The 21637-nt window shown below is 43.9% G+C and carries 26 protein-coding genes and 1 tRNA gene; 16 read left to right on the top strand and 11 right to left on the bottom strand.

From position 1 onward, the window contains the following. The first annotated feature begins 31 nt into the window (after positions 1-31). The 15 genes from polX (at position 32) to AAAA78_RS17930 (ending at position 12106) form a co-directional block, all read left to right on the top strand. On the top strand, positions 32-1762 hold the full coding sequence (polX, locus tag AAAA78_RS18000) for a DNA polymerase/3'-5' exonuclease PolX (RefSeq protein ID WP_340593518.1): 1731 nt from the start codon (positions 32-34) through the stop codon (positions 1760-1762). Continuing rightward, entirely contained in the window at positions 1763-2731 is a 969-nt protein-coding gene (locus AAAA78_RS17995; RefSeq protein ID WP_340593517.1) for a phospholipase D-like domain-containing protein, read from the top strand. A 249-nt stretch (positions 2732-2980) separates the two neighbouring features. Further along, a complete protein-coding gene (locus AAAA78_RS17990; protein ID WP_340593516.1) occupies positions 2981-3490 on the top strand; it encodes a hypothetical protein in 510 nt (169 codons plus the stop codon). Between the two features lie 267 nt (positions 3491-3757). Further along, entirely contained in the window at positions 3758-3913 is a 156-nt protein-coding gene (locus AAAA78_RS17985; RefSeq protein ID WP_340593515.1) for a hypothetical protein, read from the top strand. Positions 3914-3962: 49 nt separating this feature from the next. Next, complete coding sequence (locus AAAA78_RS17980) at positions 3963-4694, top strand: ABC transporter ATP-binding protein (RefSeq protein WP_340593514.1); 732 nt, start codon at positions 3963-3965, stop codon at positions 4692-4694. 68 nt (positions 4695-4762) lie between these two features. Then, on the top strand, positions 4763-5470 hold the full coding sequence (locus tag AAAA78_RS17975; protein ID WP_340593645.1) for an ABC transporter permease: 708 nt from the start codon (positions 4763-4765) through the stop codon (positions 5468-5470). Continuing rightward, positions 5467-6186: an MlaE family ABC transporter permease gene (locus tag AAAA78_RS17970; protein ID WP_295901020.1), complete on the top strand. Its 720-nt coding sequence runs from the start codon at positions 5467-5469 to the stop codon at positions 6184-6186. The genes AAAA78_RS17975 and AAAA78_RS17970 overlap by 4 nt, the downstream gene beginning before the upstream one ends. Positions 6187-6215: 29 nt before the next feature. Further along, the gene (locus AAAA78_RS17965; RefSeq protein ID WP_340593513.1) at positions 6216-6992 is read left to right on the top strand and encodes an MlaD family protein; all 777 of its coding nucleotides are present in this window, start codon (positions 6216-6218) and stop codon (positions 6990-6992) included. Positions 6993-7014: 22 nt separating this feature from the next. Next, the gene (locus AAAA78_RS17960) at positions 7015-7827 is read left to right on the top strand and encodes a hypothetical protein (RefSeq protein WP_340593512.1); all 813 of its coding nucleotides are present in this window, start codon (positions 7015-7017) and stop codon (positions 7825-7827) included. Positions 7828-8351: 524 nt separating this feature from the next. Beyond that, positions 8352-9089 carry a hypothetical protein gene (locus tag AAAA78_RS17955; RefSeq protein WP_340593511.1) on the top strand — a complete coding sequence of 246 codons (738 nt, stop codon included), beginning with the start codon at positions 8352-8354 and terminating at the stop codon, positions 9087-9089. After that, a complete protein-coding gene (locus AAAA78_RS17950; protein ID WP_340593510.1) occupies positions 9077-9514 on the top strand; it encodes a type II secretion system F family protein in 438 nt (145 codons plus the stop codon). The genes AAAA78_RS17955 and AAAA78_RS17950 overlap by 13 nt, the downstream gene beginning before the upstream one ends. Before the next feature lie 27 nt (positions 9515-9541). Next, positions 9542-9751 carry a hypothetical protein gene (locus tag AAAA78_RS17945; protein WP_295901026.1) on the top strand — a complete coding sequence of 70 codons (210 nt, stop codon included), beginning with the start codon at positions 9542-9544 and terminating at the stop codon, positions 9749-9751. Between the two features lie 6 nt (positions 9752-9757). Beyond that, positions 9758-10807: a PLP-dependent cysteine synthase family protein gene (locus AAAA78_RS17940; protein WP_340593509.1), complete on the top strand. Its 1050-nt coding sequence runs from the start codon at positions 9758-9760 to the stop codon at positions 10805-10807. 7 nt (positions 10808-10814) lie between these two features. Next, positions 10815-11978, top strand: coding sequence for a cystathionine gamma-synthase (locus AAAA78_RS17935; RefSeq protein ID WP_340593508.1), 1164 nt, complete (start codon positions 10815-10817; stop codon positions 11976-11978). Between the two features lie 52 nt (positions 11979-12030). Continuing rightward, positions 12031-12106, top strand: a tRNA-Phe gene (locus tag AAAA78_RS17930). 58 nt (positions 12107-12164) lie between these two features. Here AAAA78_RS17930 and trhA read toward each other — a convergent pair. Next, positions 12165-12794 carry a PAQR family membrane homeostasis protein TrhA gene (gene trhA, locus AAAA78_RS17925; RefSeq protein WP_340593507.1) on the bottom strand — a complete coding sequence of 210 codons (630 nt, stop codon included), beginning with the start codon at positions 12792-12794 and terminating at the stop codon, positions 12165-12167. 106 nt (positions 12795-12900) lie between these two features. On the opposite strand from trhA, the gene AAAA78_RS17920 reads away from it, so the two are divergent. Continuing rightward, positions 12901-13419 (top strand): hypothetical protein, encoded by a 519-nt coding sequence (locus AAAA78_RS17920; RefSeq protein WP_340593506.1) that lies wholly within the window; start codon positions 12901-12903, stop codon positions 13417-13419. A 17-nt stretch (positions 13420-13436) separates the two neighbouring features. On the opposite strand, the gene AAAA78_RS17915 is transcribed toward AAAA78_RS17920, so the two are convergent. The 10 genes from AAAA78_RS17915 to AAAA78_RS17870 all read right to left on the bottom strand — a co-directional run bounded on the left by AAAA78_RS17915 (position 13437) and on the right by AAAA78_RS17870 (position 21626). Further along, entirely contained in the window at positions 13437-13598 is a 162-nt protein-coding gene (locus AAAA78_RS17915; protein ID WP_340593505.1) for a hypothetical protein, read from the bottom strand. A gap of 154 nt (positions 13599-13752) precedes the next feature. Continuing rightward, positions 13753-14331: a DNA-3-methyladenine glycosylase gene (locus AAAA78_RS17910; RefSeq protein ID WP_340593504.1), complete on the bottom strand. Its 579-nt coding sequence runs from the start codon at positions 14329-14331 to the stop codon at positions 13753-13755. Further along, positions 14328-15026, bottom strand: coding sequence for a peptidoglycan editing factor PgeF (gene pgeF, locus AAAA78_RS17905; protein ID WP_340593644.1), 699 nt, complete (start codon positions 15024-15026; stop codon positions 14328-14330). The genes AAAA78_RS17910 and pgeF overlap by 4 nt, the downstream gene beginning before the upstream one ends. Positions 15027-15028: 2 nt before the next feature. Beyond that, positions 15029-16003, bottom strand: a complete 975-nt coding sequence (locus AAAA78_RS17900) for an RluA family pseudouridine synthase (protein WP_340593503.1) — start codon at positions 16001-16003, stop codon at positions 15029-15031. Positions 16004-16022: 19 nt separating this feature from the next. Next, on the bottom strand, positions 16023-16649 hold the full coding sequence (locus AAAA78_RS17895) for a helix-turn-helix domain-containing protein (protein WP_340593502.1): 627 nt from the start codon (positions 16647-16649) through the stop codon (positions 16023-16025). Positions 16650-16657: 8 nt separating this feature from the next. Continuing rightward, positions 16658-17629, bottom strand: coding sequence for a P-loop NTPase (locus AAAA78_RS17890; protein WP_295901044.1), 972 nt, complete (start codon positions 17627-17629; stop codon positions 16658-16660). A 10-nt stretch (positions 17630-17639) separates the two neighbouring features. Further along, positions 17640-18344 carry a tRNA (adenosine(37)-N6)-threonylcarbamoyltransferase complex dimerization subunit type 1 TsaB gene (tsaB, locus tag AAAA78_RS17885; protein ID WP_340593501.1) on the bottom strand — a complete coding sequence of 235 codons (705 nt, stop codon included), beginning with the start codon at positions 18342-18344 and terminating at the stop codon, positions 17640-17642. Continuing rightward, a complete protein-coding gene (rseP, locus tag AAAA78_RS17880; RefSeq protein WP_340593500.1) occupies positions 18341-20014 on the bottom strand; it encodes an RIP metalloprotease RseP in 1674 nt (557 codons plus the stop codon). Before rseP ends, tsaB begins: the two co-directional genes overlap by 4 nt. Before the next feature lie 75 nt (positions 20015-20089). Continuing rightward, entirely contained in the window at positions 20090-20923 is an 834-nt protein-coding gene (locus tag AAAA78_RS17875; protein WP_340593499.1) for a phosphatidate cytidylyltransferase, read from the bottom strand. Then, entirely contained in the window at positions 20895-21626 is a 732-nt protein-coding gene (locus AAAA78_RS17870; RefSeq protein ID WP_340593498.1) for an isoprenyl transferase, read from the bottom strand. The genes AAAA78_RS17875 and AAAA78_RS17870 overlap by 29 nt, the downstream gene beginning before the upstream one ends. Positions 21627-21637 lie beyond the last annotated feature (11 nt).

The following is a 21637-nucleotide window of genomic DNA, read 5'->3' as shown; positions in this document are numbered from 1 at the left end:
TTCTTAGCGGTTGATCCGCGAAGAATATTCTATGGCGATTCAAAATGCGGAAGTGGCACAGACATTCAATGAGCTGGCGGATCTTCTTGAAATTCAAGGAGCCAATCCTTTTCGCATTCGCGCCTATCGAACAGCAGCGCGCACTCTGATAGAACTTTCGCAGAATGTTGCCGACGTGATTGAGGCTCACGGAAAACTTTACGAATATCCCGGCATAGGAAAAGATCTCGCCTCAAAAATTGAAGAGATTGTGCAAACAGGACACTTGCAAGCTTTCGATGAAGCCGCAGAAAAAACGCCGAAGTTCTTATTGGATTTTTTAAAAATCCCCACGCTGGGACCCAAACGGGTCAAAATTCTGCATGAAAAATTGGGAATCAAAAGCCTTGAAGATCTGCAAAGAGTAGCTGAAAGCAATGAAATCCTGAAGGTGCGCGGGTTCGGAGAAAAAACGCGTGCGGAAATTCTGGAAGGTATTAAAAAAATTCAACAAGAACAGAAAAAACATGTTTTGCTCTTAGAGGCGGAAGAGGCCGCAAATTTATTATCGCGCTATCTTTCGCAGGCACCGGGTCTACAAAAACTGGAAGTGGCGGGGAGTTTCCGACGAAGAAAAGAGGTCGTCGCAGATCTTGATATTCTGGTGACGGCGAAAAAAAGCCAGCCGGTCATGGAGCATTTTCTAAAATTTGAAAATATCGCAAAAGTCATTTCAAAGGGTTCAACACGATCTACGGTGAATTTGAAATCCGGTTTGCAAGTCGACCTTCGCGTCGTTGATAACAACAGTTACGGAGCCGCTTTGCTTTATTTTACGGGCTCAAAAGCACACAACATCGCCTTGCGTGCGAGAGCCTTAAAAAGGGGTCTTAAGATCAATGAGTACGGAGTTTTCAAAGGCGAAAAAAGCATTGTCTCTGCAAAAGAAGAAGAAATCTATGAACTCCTAAAGCTTCCCTACATCGAGCCTGAGTTAAGGGAAAATAGAGGGGAGATCGAAGCGGCACTGAAAGGACAGCTACCCCATCTGATTCAGATAAAAGATCTGCAAGGTGATTTGCACATGCATACGACGGCTAGCGACGGGCGCAACTCTTTAAAAGAGATGGCCTTGGCTGCTAAGAAACTGGGCTACGCTTACATCGGGATCACGGATCATTCTCGCCGAATGGCGGTAGCGCACGGTCTCGATAAAAAGCAGCTTTTAAAACAGATCGATCAGATTGATAAATTGAATGCAGAAATTCAGGGGATAACGATTTTAAAATCCGTCGAAGTGGATATTCTTGAGGACGGCCGTCTTGATTTACCCGATGATGTTCTAGAAAAATTAGACTACACAGTCGGCGCCATTCATTCGTATTTTCAACTGTCGTCACAAAAACAAACCGACCGTATTTTGCGCGCGATGGAGAATCCCCACCTTCGAATCTTTGCGCATCCGGCAGGGAGATTGATCGGAAAACGCGAACCTTCCGCAATGAATATCGAAAAAATCATGAAAGCCGCCAAAGAGCGATCCGTCGTCTTGGAACTTAATTCTCAACCAGAGCGGATGGATCTTTCAGACATTCTTTGCCGAATGGCGAAAGACCTGGGAGTCAAAATCGCGATCTCCACGGATTCTCACAGCGTCAATCAGCTAAACCTAATGAAATATGGAGTCGGTCAGGCTCGTCGCGGATGGCTTGAAAAGAAAGACGTCATAAACACTTTGCCTCTTACAAAACTTAAACAAATTTTCCAGTCTGGATATGATTAAATGGCACAAAAAACAGATATAAAACTTGTTTTAAATGAAGCTTATTTGCCGGTTCTTTTGGATCTTCTAGATCGGGCGCGTTCAAACATTGATATTCTGGCTTATTCGTTTGCCATTGGCAGTGCCAAAGGAATCTTATCCACAAAAAATGCTCCTTATAAAATCGCCGAAAAACTCGTCGAAGTTAAGAAAAAATATGGCAAGAAGATCTCCATTCGTCTTTATGTCGAGGGGCTCAGAGAAACCGTGACCCGCAATAAAACCACGGTCGATTTTCTGGAAAAAGCGGGAATAGAAATCATGTATGGTTCAACCCATGCTAAAGGTTTCTGCGTCGACAATCGCTATCTGCTTTTTGGTTCAACCAATTTAACAAATCAAAGCATTCTTAAAAACTACGAGACAAATTTACTCATCGATGATCCGCACACCGCTCAAGTATTTGATCAATACTTCATGCATCTTTGGAACGGTGGACATCACGGAGAAATCAAACTTGATTCACCGATGTTGGCCGATGGAGATTTTAAAGACGTCCTTATTGAAATGATTGATACGGCCAAAACCTCTTTGGATTTTTCGATTTACTTCTTTATTCATTCTGAGATTGAAAAGGCTTTTATTCGCGCGGCTCAAAGAGGTATCAAAATCTCAGGCTTTATTCATCATCATAACAGTTTTGCTCTTTGGTACGTGCGGCGCACACGTGATACGGCCATGAGGCTCATAAAAGCCGGAATTACCGATCTTCATTTCGGTCCCGGTCATCTTTTTACACACTCAAAATATCTTATTAAGGATGAAAAAGAAATTTTACTTGGAACGGGAAATTGGCTTGTCGAAGATGTAAAAATTCATCCGCAACTCTACATTCATTTGAAAAATCCAAAACTGGCTCGGGATCTTTTGAAAGAGCTTAAAAAACAGATCAACGACCATCGCAGTGTCTATAACTTTGCCGAAAAATAGCGGCATTTTCCCTCTGAAAACGGAAACTCGTGTTGCAAAAAATTATTTGTAAGCTCGGCGCACGTTAAATTTCTTATCAATCTTCGAAGAACCGTCGCCAAGATCGACACTTTAAAAGTTCTCTACAAAAAAGCGAACACTCGCGTTCGTCTCATTTTGAATTTTTACCAATGAAACAAGGGTTTGCAGAAAAATTATTGGCTCACATATAGGAACAGACTTTGAAAACAAGCCCACTTGGAGGACGTTATGAGATCACGTGATCTGTTCGTATCGGTGGTGATGGCAAGTTCGGTTTCTTTAGTGGGATGCAATAATCAGCTGCTCTTTTCTAGCAATCAGTCGGAAGGCCGGCTGTCTGTGCCGTCAATCACTCCTCCTGTTTTGGCACCGCAACCGACAATGGTTCTTAAAAGTGGAACATGCTCCGTTGCGGGTGAAAATGTTTTATCTTGTTTAAGCTGCAATTCGACAGAGGCTGTGAACCCTCCACCTCTTCTTTCTAGAAAAGCAGAAGAGCTTTTAAATATCATGGCAGCAGGGTGCTCGGTTCCCAACAAAAGTGATCCGTCGGGTTATATTCCGCCAACAAAAGAGCAACTTTTAGCGCGCCTGATTCAGTGTTCGCCCACTGATTATCCAGACACGGCGTTTGAAGGAACTCAGTTTGCAACCATTCAATCACTGCTTCACGATCCAACGTCACAGCAAAACGCGTTTGGAAGTCTGTATTACAATGGGGCTTCAAAAGATTTCTAAACTTATTTTGGCCTTGAAATCGGAGAAGCCCGTTACGCTTTTTGCCGCGGAGACGCGAGTTTCAAATCGGGCGGTGTCTATCCCAAAGAGTATTACGATGCACTTTACAACGGAACAAACTACACTTTGCCGGCAGTTTATCAGCGCGCTCAAGTCATTCGTGAAAACTTAAGAAATTGCATGGCGCAAAGCTTGAGCAATCCCACACGCAATCAACCCTCACCCGTTCCGGGGAGAAAATGTTCTTTTGAATCCGCAGAAGGTAACATGAGTTCACTTATTGTTGATAAAATTGATCAATGGCGAAACGGCGGACTGACAGTTTACTTTGAAGGCTTCGGTCAATGCGGTGTCATGACCAATCCTCGCAGTTATCTTGATAGAAATGAATTCGTAAAAGTAGCAGTGAAGAAGTGCGAATGATCCATATTGTGAGTTGACCCACGATCTTGAGCCCATCTAACATAACTAGGTGATTGAATTTAGGAACCTCGTTAAGAGATTTGGCACAAGAACAGTTCTTAATGGATTAAGTCTAAAAATCCATGAGGGCGAAATCATTTTCATCTTGGGGACATCCGGGACAGGTAAATCCGTCCTTCTAAAAAATCTTGTAGGGCTGATGACTCCTGACGAGGGAGAAATCTGGATCGACGGCGAAGAAGTTTCAAAATTCAGCGAAGAACAATATCTTCCTATCCGCAAAAAATGCGGAATGGTGTTTCAGCATCCCGCTCTTTTTGACTCTCTTACAGTTTACGAAAATGTAGCCTTTGGACTTCGTCGCCATTATCAATTGGACGAAGAAACCATTCGCGAAAAAGTCACAAAGGCTTTAAAGCTTGTGCATCTTGCTGGCATTGAAAAGAAAAAACCCGCGCAAATTTCTTACGGAATGCAAAAGCGTGTGAGTCTTGCACGTACGGTGGCTTTAGAGCCCAGAATACTTTTGTTCGATGAACCCACCACAGGTCTAGATCCGGTCACGACAACAGCCGTGAATCAATTGATCTATGATCTTTCACGAGAGCTTAAAACAACATCCATGGTGGTCAGTCACGATATGAATTGTGCGCTTTCCATCGCCGATCGGATTGTGGTTCTTGATAAAGGACAAATTGTTGCGCTGGGAACGCCTGAAGAATTAAAACGCTCGGAACATCCTCTGGTGAAAGATTTCTTAGCAGAGGTTTTTAGCGCATGACCGTTTTCATATCTATTTTAGATGAAATCGGGGGCGCACTCCTTTTTCTGCAAAAAATCCTGAGAACAATGTTTGTGAAGAAGATCAAATCGCACGAAGTCTTCGAGCAGATTTGGAAAGTCACAGCCGACAGTTTTGCAAATACAGCGATGGCAGGTTTTTTTGTGGGCGCCATCATGACGGTGCAATTTGCTATGCAAATGAAAGAGTTCGGTGCTCTTGGCTACCTGGGTGGCCTTGCCACCAGCGGAACATTCCGCGAAGTAGGACCTCTTTTAATTGCCTTCATGCTCAGCGGAAAAGTCGGTGCATTTACATCTGCCGAACTAGGAACCATGCGCGTAACAGAGCAAATCGACGCAGTTCGCTGCTTAGGGGCTGATCCTCTTCAAGAAATCATTGTTCCAAGATTTATCGGCATTATTATTTCAAGTTTTTTTCTACTCGGAGCAGGCCTTATAATGTCCGTCTTTGGTGGAATGCTGATGGGACAAGCTTTTGCCGGAGTTAATTTTGAAGAATATCTCCGTCATGTGCCGTTGATCGTAAGCCCGATTTCCATTTTAAATGGTCTTATTAAATGTTTTGCGTTTGCTGTCGTGCTTGCGACCATTTGCACTTACAAAGGTTTTACAACATCAGGCGGAGCAAAAGGCGTAGGACGTTCGGTCGTCTCCACGGCTGTTGCGACAATGATTTGTATTGTGGTGATGGATTGGCTCACAAGTTTTATCGGTGAAATTGTTCTGACAATGATAAGAGGATATCGCTCATGATTGCTCTTATTGCAGAAACTTTGACTGGTCTTTTTATGCCTCCTTTTCGTAGAAAAGAGTTCTTCCAGCAGCTCCATTTTGTTGCGAATAAAAGCTTAGTTATCATTGTTTTCTGCGTTTCTTTTGCAGCCGTAGTTACAATTCTTGAGTCGTCGTTTCATATGAAACTGGTGATTCAAAACGACTCTATGGTTCCAGGGTTTGCAGCATTGCTTATCTTAAGAGAACTGGGTGCGGTCGTAACAGCGTTGCTTCTTACCTCACGGGTGGGCGCTGGATATGCTTCTGAAGTAGGAACAATGCAAATCACAGAACAAGTCGATGCACTAAAAATGCTCGGTATTGATCCTGTGAATTACCTCGTTGTCCCAAGATTTTTGGCCTGTGTTCTTGGCGGCATGATGCTCACGGTGATTGCGAACATGACGTGCATCTTTGCGGCAATGGCCGTGAGTCAGTCCTACTTGGGATACACTCCTTCGATGTTTTTGACCTCTATGCATCGCTTTGTGCAGTTCAAAGATATTATTTTTGCGACCATTAAAGGCGCTTGCTTCGGTGGAGTGATTCCTCTCGTCGCTTGTTACTATGGATTTCGTTGTGAATCGGGTGCAGAAGGTGTGGGACGCGCGACAACTAACACTGTGGTCGTGGCTTCGATTGCAATTATTGTGATTGATTTTATTTTATCTTATACTTTTAGCTATCTTTACTAATCCGGCGTGACCGGTCAGAAGGACGTTGTATGAAGGTTGAAACCAAGGTGGGTTTGCTGGCTCTTGTCTCGGTGGCACTGATTGTGGTGTTTGCTTACTTCATGGGTTTCATTTCTCCATTCTCAAACGCAAAAGAACTCAACGTCATGTACAACTATGCCGGTGGTATCGAAGAAGGTTCTCCTGTTCGCGTGATGGGAATTAAAGTGGGCAAAGTAAAAGCGATCACTTTTGATCCGTCTTATAAAATGGCCAACGGTGAAGAAGTGAAACTGCGCCTGACAATCACGATTGATAAAAAAGCCTGGACCAGTGTCCGTAAAGATTCCAAATTCTTCATCAACTTAGCCGGTGTGATTGGGGAAAAGTTTCTGGAAATCTCTCCGGGAACAGCAGAAGCTTCCGAATTTTCTGCCGGAGATTATGTTCGCGGTGAAGATCCTCCAAGAATTGATCAATTGATCTCGCAAAGTTACGGATTGGCCGGAAAAATTATTGATTTGGTGGAAAAAAACGAAGGATCCGTGACGAATATGATCCAACAGCTGGATCGACTTACGACAAACTTCAATAAAACTCTGGCGCTTTTAGATAAAACGACAAAAAATCGTGAAGTGGCTAGATTGCTTGATAATGCGGTCAAAATCAGCGATGACATGGCGTACATGACAAACAACTTGAGATCTAAGAAAGCGGAAGAAACTTATGACCTCGTTCATAAGCTCCTTTTTAGATTGGAACCTCTTGATGGTCCCGCACTTAAAAAGTTCTTCCAAGAAGAAGGCGTAAAAGCCCGCATTTTTTAGATCTCCGTAAAAGGGAGGTCCTATGTTTAAACTTTCAGCGTGTTTCGGGGGAGCCATTCTTTTCCTTGGCTTGACGCAAGCCCAAGCTGCAACCCTGAACCTGGGTTCTGATCCCAACACGATCAAGGCAAAATCCCGCTCTATCGAAGTGGAATACAGCCGCAATATGCGCAATCAAAATCAACAAGCGGTAGACCCTGACAATCTTCCTCATCAAGGTGCGATTGTGATTGAAGAAGGTGGCGGAAATTCTGCGATGACGGCGCCAGCACCAGCTCCAACAAATAAAAATGTCGATCTTCATTCCATTCCGGGTGCAACGAACACTTATTATTCCGGCACAAACAGCTTCTCTTATCCTTCCACATTAAAAATGCGCGCGGACCGTAAAGTCGGTGCGGGCATGGCTGTGGGTGGAACTTTGGGCGTCGTCGGATTTAATATGGAACTTAATTTCGAAGATGCTGATGGAGTTCTTGCGGGATTCGGCACAGGTCCCGGATATAATTCGTTTCAACTTGCATGGAAACATGCTTTTGATGGCGACTATTTAGCTCCATACACTTCTGTGGGTTATTCACGGTGGTATAATTCACGTGGACGAGGTGATGACCTTAGCAAATCCAACATTCTGGACCGTGTTTTGAGCGATAATGAGAAAAAAGAAGGCCGTTTTGGCACGGATTTTGTGAATGCGTCACTCGGTTTGCAGTACAACCAGCTTTCTGGCGACTTCGCAGGCATTTCCTTTTTCGGTGAATTGACGGCGATGTACGAAATAAATCGCTCAATGCTGTTACCAAATGGTTCTGTTGGAGCGATTTACTACTTCTAGGTCCTTTCATTAAAAAGGGTCACCGGCACTCCAAAGCAGCATGGAACCCAAAATACTTTCCAATCCTGAATTGCAACGCAATTCAGGATTCAACCAACGAAGCAAAATTTTTCGTGTGAAATTCAAATCAAATAGAGGCGGTTCAGTGAAACGACGTCCGTCGTAGAACCCGCTCCCACAGCGGATCTCCGGTCGATATCCGGAAATAAAAAAACCCCAGAGTTTCCTCTGGGGTTTTCGTTAAGAACTAAACTAGTTCCGTAAGAATTACTTCTTAGAAGCTTTTTTAGTAGCTTTTTTTGTAGTTTTCTTAGCGGCTTTCTTAGTAGTTTTCTTAGCTGCTTTTTTAGTAGCTTTTTTTGCTGCTTTCTTTGCCATGTGCTCCTCCTAGGATGCAAACGTTGTTGTTGTTTCTTAACTTAAAAACTTTACTTACCTTAAGTCTTCACAATTCGACCAGCGCCGTCAACAAAAAATTTACCTTGCATATTTTTTGCGAGCATTCGTGTTCATGGAGGTGCCCTTTGCTTATTGTTTTTTCGATTTCGATGCTCGGACATATGCTCGTTCATCGAATTCTTTCAATCATGGCGCGCGATTTCGCGTTCTCTCAACAATTGGTTCGTCTTCTTTCGACTTCAAACCTTGTTTTGATCTGCTTCATCACGTTCAGCAGCACCTCCGCCGCCACATGCTGGCTTTTCATCGGCATTCTTTTAATAACTTTAAAGTTTTTTCCAAACATTTTGCGTTTTTTCTTATTAAAAAGACTGCGAAGCGCACTGATTCCGTTGCTTGATTGCGTGATCTTGGGGCTGCAAACGGGAAAATCTTTCCGCATTTCTCTTCATGCTGCGATCGAAAATCAAACCGGTTGGGTGCGCCTTCAACTCATGGAAGTTTTTGAATCACTGGCGATGTCGGAAAATGTCATCGCCATGAAATCCGCTCTGCTCAAGGATTTCCGCGAAGAGCTTTTGGAAATTGATCGCTCGCAAACTCGTTGCGTGGAACAAGTTCGCGCGCTTCGCAGAGAATATAAGATGCTCGAAGATTTTCGACGTAGGTCTGGACAGGTCACGCAGCAAATAAAAATGCAGGCGATAATTGTCACCGCGCTTTATCTTGCGCTTCTAACTTTTGTAATTGTGCAATTTGGATTTAAGGACCACCGAAATCTTATTTTGATGTCCTTCATAATCTTTATCAGCGGTCTTTTGTGGATATTTTTAACGGGGAGGAGGATGAAATGGAAGGTATAGCACCACCACTAGAGCTTTTAATGTGCGTAAAACGCTCCATTGAAAAGGGTCAATCGGTCAAACAAGGTGTTCTTCAATATATAAAAAAGGGCGAAGGTGAATTTGCAACGGTTGTCACTCGCTGGCTTGCGCTATTACAACAGGGACAAGACACCCGCGAATGCTTGCAGGCCGTGGTTTCGCTGCATCGGCGCACTCTTTTGCAAATTTTGGAGCGCGGACTTCGCGGTGAGTCCATCCACGGCGTTTTAATGCGCTTAGAAGAAGAAATGGTGGAGGCATGTCATGAGGAAATCACAAATAAAATTGCACAACTGCCATTTATAATGCTCATCCCGCTCTTATTATTTCAATTTCCCGCCTTTTTGATGCTCCTTTTTGGACCGCTGCTGAAAAATTTTTTTCACTCTTTCGGAGGGGGGTGATAGAGTGGCCCTGTTGGAGGATAAGCCATGGCACAGCTCGATAAAAAGAAAGCCGCTCTTGCGAAATTGGTGGATGAGTTGATGAAGGATCAACCCAGCCGTCAACTTGTAAAGCAGCTTACTACCGAACTTGGTATGACCTATTCTGTGGACCCGATGACTCAAATGAATACAGTTTTGCAGTCCATGAATTCAGTTATTCTTCCTTCCAACAGAAGAAAAGACTTAGAAAGATAGTAAATCATGTCACAAATCTATAATTCGATCTTGGATACTATCGGAAACACTCCGATGGTGGCTCTTCACAACGTCACAAAAGGCTCTAAGCACAAATTTTTCGCGAAGGTTGAGTACTTCAACCCAGGTGGCAGCATTAAAGACCGCGTGGCCGTAGCGATGATTGAAGAGGCCGAAAAAAGAGGCGATCTAAAACCAGGCGGCGTCATCGTTGAAGCCACTTCCGGAAACACAGGTGTGGGATTGGCTCTGGCAGCAGCTGTTAAAGGCTATAAATGTATTTTCGTAATGCCAGAAAAAATGAGCGATGAAAAACGTGCGATCTTGCGTGCGTATGGCGCTCAAGTGGTGATCACACCGATGGTGGAACCTGAAGATCCAATGAGTCACTACTCCGTCTCAAAAAGAATCGCTGAAGAAACTCCGGGAGCTTTCTTGGTGAACCAATTCTTCAATCCTGATAACCCAACTCGTCATTATCAAACGACAGGTCCAGAAATTTGGAAGCAAATGGATGGAAAGATCGACATGCTTGTGGGTGGCGCGGGAACAGGCGGAACTCTTTCGGGTTGTGCGAAATATTTAAAAGAACACAAATCAGACGTGAAAGTGATCTGTGCAGATCCGATCGGCAGTATTTTGTATGATCTTTATTATCATAAAAAGATCGTCGATCCTCCTGGGTCTTATAAAGTGGAAGGAATCGGGGAGGACATGCTTCCTGGAAACGTTCACTTGGATATTTATGATGGTTTCATTCGCGTAAGTGATCCGGAAGCATTTGCGATGACTCGTCGTTTGGTGTCTGAAGAAGGCCTGTTGGTAGGTCCTTCCAGCGCAACGGCACTAGTTGCTGCAATCAAAGCTTCTGAAAAAATGGAAAAACCATCGAACATCGTTGTGATTTTCCCTGACAGTGGTCGTCAATATTTGAGCAAAGCCTTTAACGACACTTGGATGATCGAAAATGGCTTCTTAAAAGCTGAAGACACGAAAAATGCATTCAACCGCGTGATTTCAGCAGCGGATGCTTTAAAAAATCTTTCTAAAAAATAGGTGTGAGATGAAAAAAGTAACAGAGAACCTAGGTTTTTCAACACGTGCTATTCACGCAGGACAAGCTCCTGATCCAACAACAGGGGCGATCATGACTCCTGTGTATTTGACCTCGACTTATGTACAAGAATCACCTGGCGTGCACAAAGGTTGGGAGTACACACGCACACACAACCCCACTCGCCGCGCTTATGAAAATTGCTTGGCAAGTCTTGAGAGCGGTAAGTACGGTTTCGCATTCGCTTCTGGTTGTGCAGCGACGACAACAGTTTTGCATCTACTTAAAGCGGGCGACCATGTTGTCGCGATGGATGACATGTACGGCGGAACTTTCCGTTTGTTCGATAAAATTTTGAAACACGATGGAATGGAATTTTCATTCGTGGATCTAACAAAAGTAGAAAACTTTGAGAAAGCCGTAAAACCAAATACAAAATTGGTATGGCTTGAAACTCCGACGAATCCTACTTTAAAACTTGTTGATATCAAAAGAATCGCAGCGATTGCGAAAACAAAAGGGATCATCGTGGCTGTGGATAACACATTCATGAGTCCTTACTTCCAAAGACCATTGGAATTGGGAGCAGACATCGTTGTTCACTCCGCTACAAAATATATCGGTGGTCACAGTGACGTGGTTGGCGGTATTGCAGTGACGTCTCGTGAAGATATTGCAGAAAGAATGGCGTTCTTAAGCAATGGTATGGGTGGAACGCAAAGTCCGTTTGATTCATTCATGTGCTTAAGAAGTTTGAAAACTTTGCCTCTTCGTATGAAGGCGCACCAGGAAAACGCGATGGCCGTTGCGAAATTCTTGGAGTCTCACCCGAAAGTGGAAAAAGTTCTTTATCCGGGTCTTGAAAGTCATCCTCAACATGCTTTGGCGAAAGAACAAATGCATGGTTTCGGCGGCATGATCACGTTCTACATCAAGGGCGGCTTGGAATCGGCTCGTAAGTTCTTGGAAAATGTGAATGTTTTTTCTTTGGCCGAGAGCTTAGGTGGGGTTGAAAGCTTGATAGAACACCCTGCAATTATGACGCATGCCTCCGTTCCGCCAGAGAATCGTAAGGCTCTGGGTATTGATGATTCGCTCATTCGCCTCTCTGTAGGAGTTGAAGACCTGAATGATCTACTCGCTGATTTAAAATCTGCCTTTGATAAAGCCTAATTGTTGACATCATAGGGGCCAAAAGATACACATTTGGTCTCTTGATTTCCGTGGCTTGGTAGCTCAGTTGGTAGAGCAGAGGACTGAAAATCCTTGTGTCGGCGGTTCAATTCCGTCTCAAGCCACCATTTTAAAACCCGCTAGATGCGGGTTTTGTAGTTTCTAGGGTCTTAATTTCCAAAAAATTTAAGTGAGATAAAGCAGAACGCAAAGGTACTGGAATGCGGTTCCGCCCATTACGCAAAGATGCCACATGCCGTGGCCGTGTTTGATTTTTTCGTCGTTGAAAAAGAAATAAACGCCGATCGCATAAGAAGTAAATCCCGCCATGATCATCGCAAATCCCATTGGAGGAACAGCGTCCATCAATTGTTTGAGTGCGGGAAGAACGGTGACACTCATAATTCCATAAATTGCTAAAGACATGCTGCGATTTTTCGGAGCGACAACAAGTTCCCACAAAATTCCAACGACGGCGAGAGCCCAAACAACTCCAAGAACCGCCCAGCCTGTTTTTCCACGCAATGCTAAAATTGCATACGGCGTGTAGTTGCCTGCGATCTTTAAATAAATTCCGATGTAATCAAGTTTGCGGAAGAAGTCTTTTTTTTGCCCGCTAGAGCCGTGATAAATAGTGGAAATGCAGTAAAGGCCGACTGTCGTCACAGCGTAAATTCCAAATGAAAAAAGACGCCACGTATCTTGTTTGTAGGCCGCAAGATAAAGCAAAAGAACCGAACCAATAAGCGTAAGAAATGCTCCTAGAGCGTGAGAGAAGGTATTGAATCGTTCGCCGTATTGGACTTGCGGTATCATTATTTAACGTGCCTCTTTCTAAAAAGAACGTTCCAGTTCTTTCCATAAATGGTATCACTGATAGAGAAAAAATTGCAGCTGATAAAATCTTTCAGAGGGGTTCAAGATGAGATTTTTTATTGTGATCGCGATGTTATTGCCAGGATTTTCATTCGCAAAATCAAACGTTGGTCCTGAGTTTACATGTATGACGGAGCTTCCAAGTACGACGTTTTATGTAAAGTCCAACGGCTCTCAAAGTGAACCTCTGACAGAACTCAAAGTTGTTCACCATTTTGGAGCGAAAACAATGCCGATTCATCAAGGTGTCGTGCTGGCGTCTGATTTTCCTTATCTGCAGCAGAAAGCAAACCTGATGAAAAAGCTCGGCGATACTTTCACTGTTCGCTTTAAGTCTGACAAATGTGAAAACTTCGGACCGGGTTTGTATTCCTGCGGTTCAGGTGACGCGATTGAGATCAATGGTTTGGACATCAAAGGATACAGCCTCGTGACCCGTGTGATCGAAACCAAAGTTTACGAATACACATTCAAGTCCTATCAAGTGACGTTTTCATTTAACTTTGAAGGCATGAACTACGACATGCCGATGGTGTATTCACCAGAAGAGTGCAACTTTAAATAAGACGGGTCTTTCCCGACCTACCTTTTTGCACGAAGTTCTTGGTCCAAACGTTCGGCGATCCAAATTTTAAGAAGTGTCTGATATCCGACGTCTCCTTTTTGTTTCGCCACCTTTTCTGACTTAGAATCGTCCCACTCGTTGGGATTGTATTTATAGTTTTTCGACTTAATCTTTTTCATATATCCCATCCAGTAATAATTCGCGCTTTGCAGCTTCCCAAATCTTGAAAAATAATCCGAAGAGATCTCCCGGCATCAGTCTTTCCATCTATTCTGAATCTTTTAGGCCCGTGCTTCTTTTTGTTGGGAGTAATAATATCTGATATCGGACAGTTTACTTTTTAGAGATAAAAAGATTGTCTTTAAGATAGAAGCGGAGAGGCCATTTTGCGGCTTCTCCGGCGTAGTCGACGCCGATTCTGGGGCAGGCGACGATTTGTTTCGGAGCGACCTTGAAATCGTCGTCGCTAACATAGAGTTCAGAATTCTTTTTCCAGAGTCTGAGACCATCGTGCTCTTTGGTGATGCCGTAGTGCTTGCATAACTTTCCGGGGCCGTTGGTTTTCAAATCTTTTTTCTTAGGATAGTGATCGGCTTCAAAAGGTTGAACGGCGCGAATTAAAACTGCTTCGGGATGTTCTGTTGTGCGAGTCACGAAATTTAAACAGTGATACATTCCGTAAATCAGATACACATAAGAATGCCCGCCGTCTAAATACATAGACTTGGTCCGTTGGGTTCTGCGATCTCCGAAAGTGTGGCAAGCAGGATCCTCAACGCCTAAGTAAGCTTCCACTTCGACAATACGAGCTTTGTGTTCTTTTCCACCAGATTTGATGTGCAAAACTTTTCCGAGCAGAGCTTTTGCAACGGAGGTCGTGTCTTCAAAATAAAACTCTTGAGGCAAAATCATGAAGTGCGGCAGATAAAACTAATCTGTCTTCCGGCTTTTTCTTTATCGCGGCGATGTGAGTGAAACAGTGGATCTGTCACAGTATCAATGTGCAAAGCAAAAACATTATCAAGTTCGACACCTTCTTGTTGCAATTGAGTGCGAACGACTTGATTTAAATCTACAAGAGCCTTCGTCGGTGAAAGAGATTCTGCATAAATATTTCTTTCAGCAGGACTTAACGGCCCCAGGCTTGAAAGAATCTGATCGCGCACATCAATGCCGACTTCAAAACTTTGTTTTTGAATATGCGGTCCGATAATCACACTTAAACGATTGGCAACGGCCCCTTCGCTAACAAGTTTCTGAATTGTTTTTGGAATGATTCGCGCAGCAACGCCGCGCCAGCCGGCATGAATTCCGGCGATCATTCCTGTCGGATGATCATAAAGAAACACAGGTACGCAATCCGCCGTGATCACACACAGTGCGAGATTTTTTTCACGAGTAAAGTGAGCGTCAGCAATGACTTGATAATCCTGTTCAGGATTTGTGGTTTCAACAACCGCATCACAGTGGATTTGTTTTACGCGCACAAGTTTGTAATCAGGATAAGCGGGTGTGAGTTGCGGAAGTTGAGATTGAACACCGCCCATAAAGACCGTGATATGCGGCGTGCGCATTTCATATCCAAATTGAGTTTGTTCCAAATTCATCTTCACAGTCCCCATTTATCCAAAAGACGTCGAATATCTTCCGGCCAATCCTTCTTAAAGGACATTCTCTCTTGAGTGCGGGGATGAGTAAATGCCAATTCAGCAGCGTGAAGCAAAAAGCGTGGTAAACTCCGAATATCTTCTTGGATAACCCTGGCCTCGACATTTTTTACTTTTTTGTCGGCCCCATAAAGTGCGTCTCCCGCAATGGGAAGACCATTTTCTGAAAGATGCACACGTATTTGATGAGTGCGTCCTGTCTCAAGTTTAAGTTTCAAATAACTAAGACCGCTTTTGCGATTCAGAACCTCAAAATGAGTCACAGCCCATTTGCCGGTGAGAGGCGGATCTTCTTGATCTTGCAAAGGTCTGCGATCATCACCAAGAACAGAAGCGTAACGTTTGCGATCCACAGGATGACGAGCTAAATAACTTTTAAAAGTTCCAGATAACGTTCGCGCAGTTCCAATGCAAACTGCATAATAAATTCTGTGAGTGCTACGTTCTTTAAACTGAGCCGTCAGTGCTTCATGTGTTTTATCATTCTTTGCAACGACGATCACACCACTGGTTTCTTTATCCAAACGGTGAACAATGCCAGGACGTTCTTCGCCAAACTTCATGGAAAGATCATCGGTGTGAGCGAGCAGCGCATTCACCAAAGTATCGTGCGCATGTCCTGCGGCCGGATGAACAACAAGGCCTGCAGGTTTATTGATGACGATCAAATCTTCATCTTCAAAAAGCACATCAAGTTTCAAATCGTAAGGTTGAAGCTCTGTGGGCTCAGGTTCCGGCAAAGAAATTTCAATCAGATCATTTTCTTTTACTGAAGCGGAAGCTTTGGCGATTTTTCCATTCAGCAGAACAGACGAAGTTTCAATCAAGTGACTTGCGCGTGAGCGAGTGCCTACTTCTTCGATCAAAGCCAATGCTTTATCAAGACGAAGTCCATGCATGTCGGCGGTGGCTGACATTGAAAGTTTTTGAGAAGATTTATTGTTTTCCAAGACCTTTGAAGTTTTTCATGTAAGAGTCTGCGACTTTTTTATCGTCAAGACCCAAGGCTTTTGCGATTTGCACGACGTAGCCTCTTACGAAAACCACTGCCGGAAGATTTGCCGGATCCATGTTTTCAACAGCAGTTACATAGTAAGAATTGATTTTCGTGATTTCGCTGAGACGTTGAGTGGAAAGCTGCTTGTACTCGCGCACTTTTTTAAGGAAAGCGCCGTCCCAGTTTTCACGAGCCGCGATTTCTTTTTCAAACGATTCATCTTTTTTATAGGCAGCTGCAGGTTTTTCAGCTTTTGGTTCTGGAAAAACTTGTTTGCTCGCCTCAAGAATCGATTCGTAAGTCAAATCGTTCAAAGAAGAGCGGCCACTCAGCAAACGCTGATCATAAATGTTTCTAAGAATTTTATTTCCAAGAACTTGGTAAGCTTCTTCGATTAAAACTAAAAGCTGGCGAGCTTCCTGTTCAGAGAAAATCGTGTAGATTGCAGGATTTTCTCCAGAGTAAGTCGCACGGGCACGCTCGTAAGCGGTCGTCACCTCGTGTTGAGGTGCGTTCGCCGTGAGTTCCAGAATTTCATAATAGTTATAACGAGACGTTGCTTCCATCGTAGCTATTATACTACGGCGCGAAGCTCCTCTGGATCAATAAGTTGTTTGCACGTAGCTAAAAATTGTCCCGCAAGTGGAGTGAATGGCTGAGAGACCAAGACATGCTCACGACTGCGGATCGACTGCCACACCGCATTGTCGTAATCGATGGCACCGAGGTAATCAATACCTAAGTCGTAGTACTTGTTGCAAACACTCTTAATTGAATAACCCAATTCAGAATTTGTCTGACTGCGAATCGAGTTCACAACCAAACGAACGGGTGTTGAAGAAAGAGCTTCAAAGAAATCATATTGAACTCCGGTTTGCTCTTTCAAATACGAACGGAATGAAAAAGGTTTTTCCAAAGTTCTTTGGCGATGATTGCGAAGAGTAGAAATCATATTGCCGTAAGCATCCGGAGTTGAATTCTCACGAAGCGAATGGCAAACAAAAGCTTCAATAAAACGATAAGTTTTCTCGATGCTTGTGGGTTCTGGAGTTGTGATCAAGAACTTCTCGTCAGCCGCTTTGAAAAGTTCCAAATGAGCTTCCAAAGCACCGGCACCCAAATCCACGATCACATAGTCAGCACGAAGTTTTTTGATTTCTGGCAAAAGAGTATGAACTTGATTGTAAGAAAAATCAGTCGGAGTCCATGAATCCCAAAAACCTTGAACGTAAGAAAGGTGAGGAAATGGAGTTGGAATCACAAGCTCCTGAAGAGTTTTTACGCCTTCAAAGAAGTGGCGAATGTTCATGTGCGAAGGAGGAAGTCCCAACGACGTGTGAATATTTGCGCCGCTCAAATCCAAGTCAACGATGACAACAGAGTGACCAAGTTTAGAAAGAGTCATGCCGAGACTCGAAGATACAAAAGTCTTTCCGACGCCACCTTTACCGGAAGCGACAACCCACAATTTCGTGTCCGTTGTTTTTTCAGAGTGAGCTTTGCGCTCCAAAGACTCTAGATAAGCTTTTTGAAGATCTCTTTCCATGATGTATCCTCTATTTCAGCGGAGAGATTAAAATTCCTTTTTTTGTCTCTTCGGCTTCAGAGGCACGAATATAAAGGGGAACGAATGATTTCCAGTCCAAGGTTTGACCCTTCAGCGCACGCTGTTCGGCCATCATTGCTAAAGTAGAAGCAAGTGGATGATCAGGGAAGTTGGAATCACGAGAAATTTTTGATGAAAGTTCTTCCGGGAAATACTCGTGATAAGCTTCCCAGCCGTCTCCGACCATAACACATTCTTGCTGAATGTGGTTTTTCAGCTCGCGAACAGGAACAGCGTCAGGACCTTTGATGTACTTTGGTTCGTCACCACGGACATCAAAAAGACCCATATACACCATATTCTTGTAAGCGTTGATCGCAGCTAAAACCGGCTTTGAAGAAGACCGGGCTTGGTGAGCTAGCAACATCAAAGAATCAATCGTCACCATCGGTTTATTAAAACTGTAAGCAAAAGTTTTTCCGGCATTCGCAGCAATACGAATACCTGTGAAACTACCAGGACCTTGGCCCACGGCAAACACATCGATGTCTTCTAATTTGATTCCGGCTTTAAGAAGGCAGTGGTCGACGAAGGGGCTGATATTTTCGCTATGGGATTTTTGTCGCAAAGAATTTTCCTCTGCGACAACTTTTCCATCAATAACCACAGCGACTCCCCCTACGAGAGTGCTGGTTTCCATAGCTAAGATTTTCATAATCCCAATAAACGAGTGAAGTCATTAAAGAGGGCAAAGATCATCAAACTCATGAGGATCGCAAGGCCCACTTGTTGTGCAACTTCCATTTTCTTCATGCTGAGAGGCGCACCTTTAACAATCTCGATGATGTAGAACACCAAGTGTCCACCGTCAAGCACTGGCACAGGCATCAAATTTAAGATGAATAGATTCACAGAGATAATCGCCATCATCTGCAAGAATTGAGTGATACCAATCTTGAAAGTTTCACTCGCTGCTTGGCCGATAGAGATCACACCACCAATGTTTTTCGGAGAGATCTTTGCCTGGAACAAACGAACAAAACTCATGACTGTCATTACTGACACGTCCCAAGTTTTTTGCACGCCGCGAACTAGAGCATCACCGATATTGCTTGTACGAAGAACCATCAACTCAGGAGCTGCGATATTTGCAATTGGAGCAATACCGATTGTATAACGCTTCTCTTCAGTTCCAGTTGGCAACATCTGTGTCGTCATCTTCGGAGTGATTTTCAAGCTCACAGTTTGGCCATCGCGAAGAACAGAAATATCGACAGGATTTTTTCCATCAAAAGATTTGATATTTGAAATTACGTCATCCCATTTCTGCAATTTCACACCATTGATTGTAACAAGACGATCCATAGCGTGAAGACCGGCTGCCTGTGCAGGAGATCCATCGATCACTTTACTTAAATAAAGCTCCGAACTTTCAAGCCCCAAGCCTTGCATTGTGAACGTTTTCATCGACTCAAGAGGAGCCAATGTCACAGTGATTGGTTTTTCAACCTTGTCACCTTCACGCATTCCCAAAACTTCAATCGTCAAAGGTTCTTTGGTGTTCAACTTTTCAAGTGCCGGCTCAAGCTGTCTCCAGTAAGAAACTTTTTGACCGTTCAAAGAGGTAATTGTGTCACCCGTTTTAAGACCCAAAGCCGCCAAAGGAGACCCACCAAGAACACCGATTGTCGTTCCTGCAGAATAAGGAGTCAGGCCATCGACATTCGCCATGAATTCAAAGCTGCTAAGAACATTTGGATTTGGTTCTGCTTTGGCTGTCGTTGCGATTTTCGCTTCTTCGCCAGTGCCTTCACGTTGCACAACGACGTCAATGTGAAGATCATGATTTTCTTTAAGGCTTAAACCTTTTTGAAAATCTTCCCAAGTCGTCACAGGCTTTTCATTGATAGAAACAATTTTATCGCCAGAGCGGAAACCCGCCGCATAAGCAGGGGAGGAAGCCGCAATATCACCTGTCACAGGAGTCTTTGCATCTTCACCGATCAAAGCCACCGCAAAAAAGATCACGATCGCAAAAAAGAAATTCATCAAAGGACCGGCAAGAACAACCGCGATTCTCTGCCACACGTTTTTGTGCGTGAAAGAATGCTTTTTATCTTCTTCAGCAATATGGTCCCCTGGCTGTTCACCAAACATTTTGACGTAACCGCCAAGAGGAATCATGGAAAGGGCGTAAACAGTGTCGCCCTTTTTGTATTTCAAAAGTTTTTTACCAAAACCAAGGCTGAAAACTTCAACACGCACTCCACACCAACGTGCTACAAGGAAGTGTCCAAGTTCATGCACGAAGATCAAAATGCCGAGCAAGATTACAAATGGAATGATCGCGGATAAGCCTGATTGAAGATAAGAAAAAATATTCATTCAAATATTCTAAATGGCACAGGGGAACTGGGCCAGAGAATTAAAGTGATTTTGCTTTGGGGCCAGACTTTTCTCTTATGACGAAAGATGAGACAGAATCAAAATTCCCGTGAGAATAACAGGACTTGCGAATAGGACTCCATCAATACGATCCAATACGCCGCCGTGGCCTGGCATGATTTTCCCAGAATCTTTCACTTCAGCGACTCGTTTTAAGAGAGATTCGAAGAAATCTCCGAACTGTCCCACGAAACCTGAAAGAGCTGAAAGAACTAAGAAAATTCCTAAAGACTGCTCTGGAAACAAGAAATGCCAACAAACAAATCCCGCGATCAATGATCCGACAATGCCGCCGATAGATCCTTGCCATGTTTTTTTCGGGGACACAGAAGGCATGACCTTATGTTTGCCAATCAGCACACCAAAAACATACGCCATGGTGTCGCCCGCAAAAACAACCGCGAGTAAAAACACGAACCAAGAAATGCCGTAAGCCTGATCTAAAATACGATAAGCAAATGAAGGAAGAAGACCGACATAGAAAAGACCCAAAGCCGCGCGCGCTTGTACGCCGGACATGTAAAGCAAATCACCTTTTTTATGGGACGAAAGAAGCACGATGATGATCATCGCAATTAAAGACAATGAATAAACCAAAGATCCCGAGCTTAAGGAAATTGTGGAAGCTGCAAATACAAGCAAAGACAAAACAAAAAACGAAGCTTTAACAACAACCGAGTTTTCTTTCTGAAAAAGAATTCCCAAAAGTTCCCATGCACCCACAATCACTGCAAATCCCACAGTGATTTTAAGACCATCAACGGCCCAGCCGACATAAAGACCAATAATAATAGCGAGTGCGACCAAAGCCGACGCGGCTCTAGTTAGAAAACTTTTCCATGTTGTCATTCGATGAGACCTTGCCGAAGCGGCGTTGTCTCATGGAGAAAGCCGCCAGGGCTTCATCAAGATGAGACTCCGTGAAGTTAGGCCACAATACATCTGTGAAATAAAACTCAGAGTACGCAGCTTGCCACAAAAGAAAATTTGAAAGTCTTTGTTCACCGCTCGTGCGGATGATCAAATCAGGATCTGGAGTTGGATAAGTGCTCAGTGTTGAATTGATCAACGACTCATCCACGTCATCCGCAGAAAGCTCACCCGCTTCCACACGACGAGCGATCTCGCGCATAGTATCGGTGATTTCCTGACGAGAACCATAGCTCAAGGCAAAGACCAAATGCAGGCCTGTGCACTGAGCTGTGGCTTCGATCGAATTTTCAATCGCTTTAGCAACGTCCGCTGGAATGCGGCTCGTATCGCCGATCACAGAGAAACGAATATTTTCTTTAACAAGATTTTCAGTTTCGCGCTTCAGGTAACGACGCAAGATTTGCATCAACAAACTGACTTCCGCCTGAGGGCGAAACCAGTTTTCTGTACTGAAAGCGTAAAGAGTCAGATTTTTAATCCCGCGACGCGAACAAGCTGTGATGATTTTTTTCGCGACGCGAGTTCCTTTGATATGCCCAAACGTACGGGGACGGCGCTTGAGCTGAGCCCAGCGACCGTTACCATCCATAATAATTGCAATATGCTTAGGCAAATTCATCGACTGCAAGA

Origin of the sequence: Bdellovibrio sp. BCCA (assembly GCF_037996825.1) — a bacterium.
Taxonomy (GTDB): Bacteria; Bdellovibrionota; Bdellovibrionia; order Bdellovibrionales; family Bdellovibrionaceae; genus Bdellovibrio.
The sequence above is the reverse complement of the archived record's forward strand: the minus strand, read 5'-3'. Positions and strand labels throughout refer to the sequence as shown.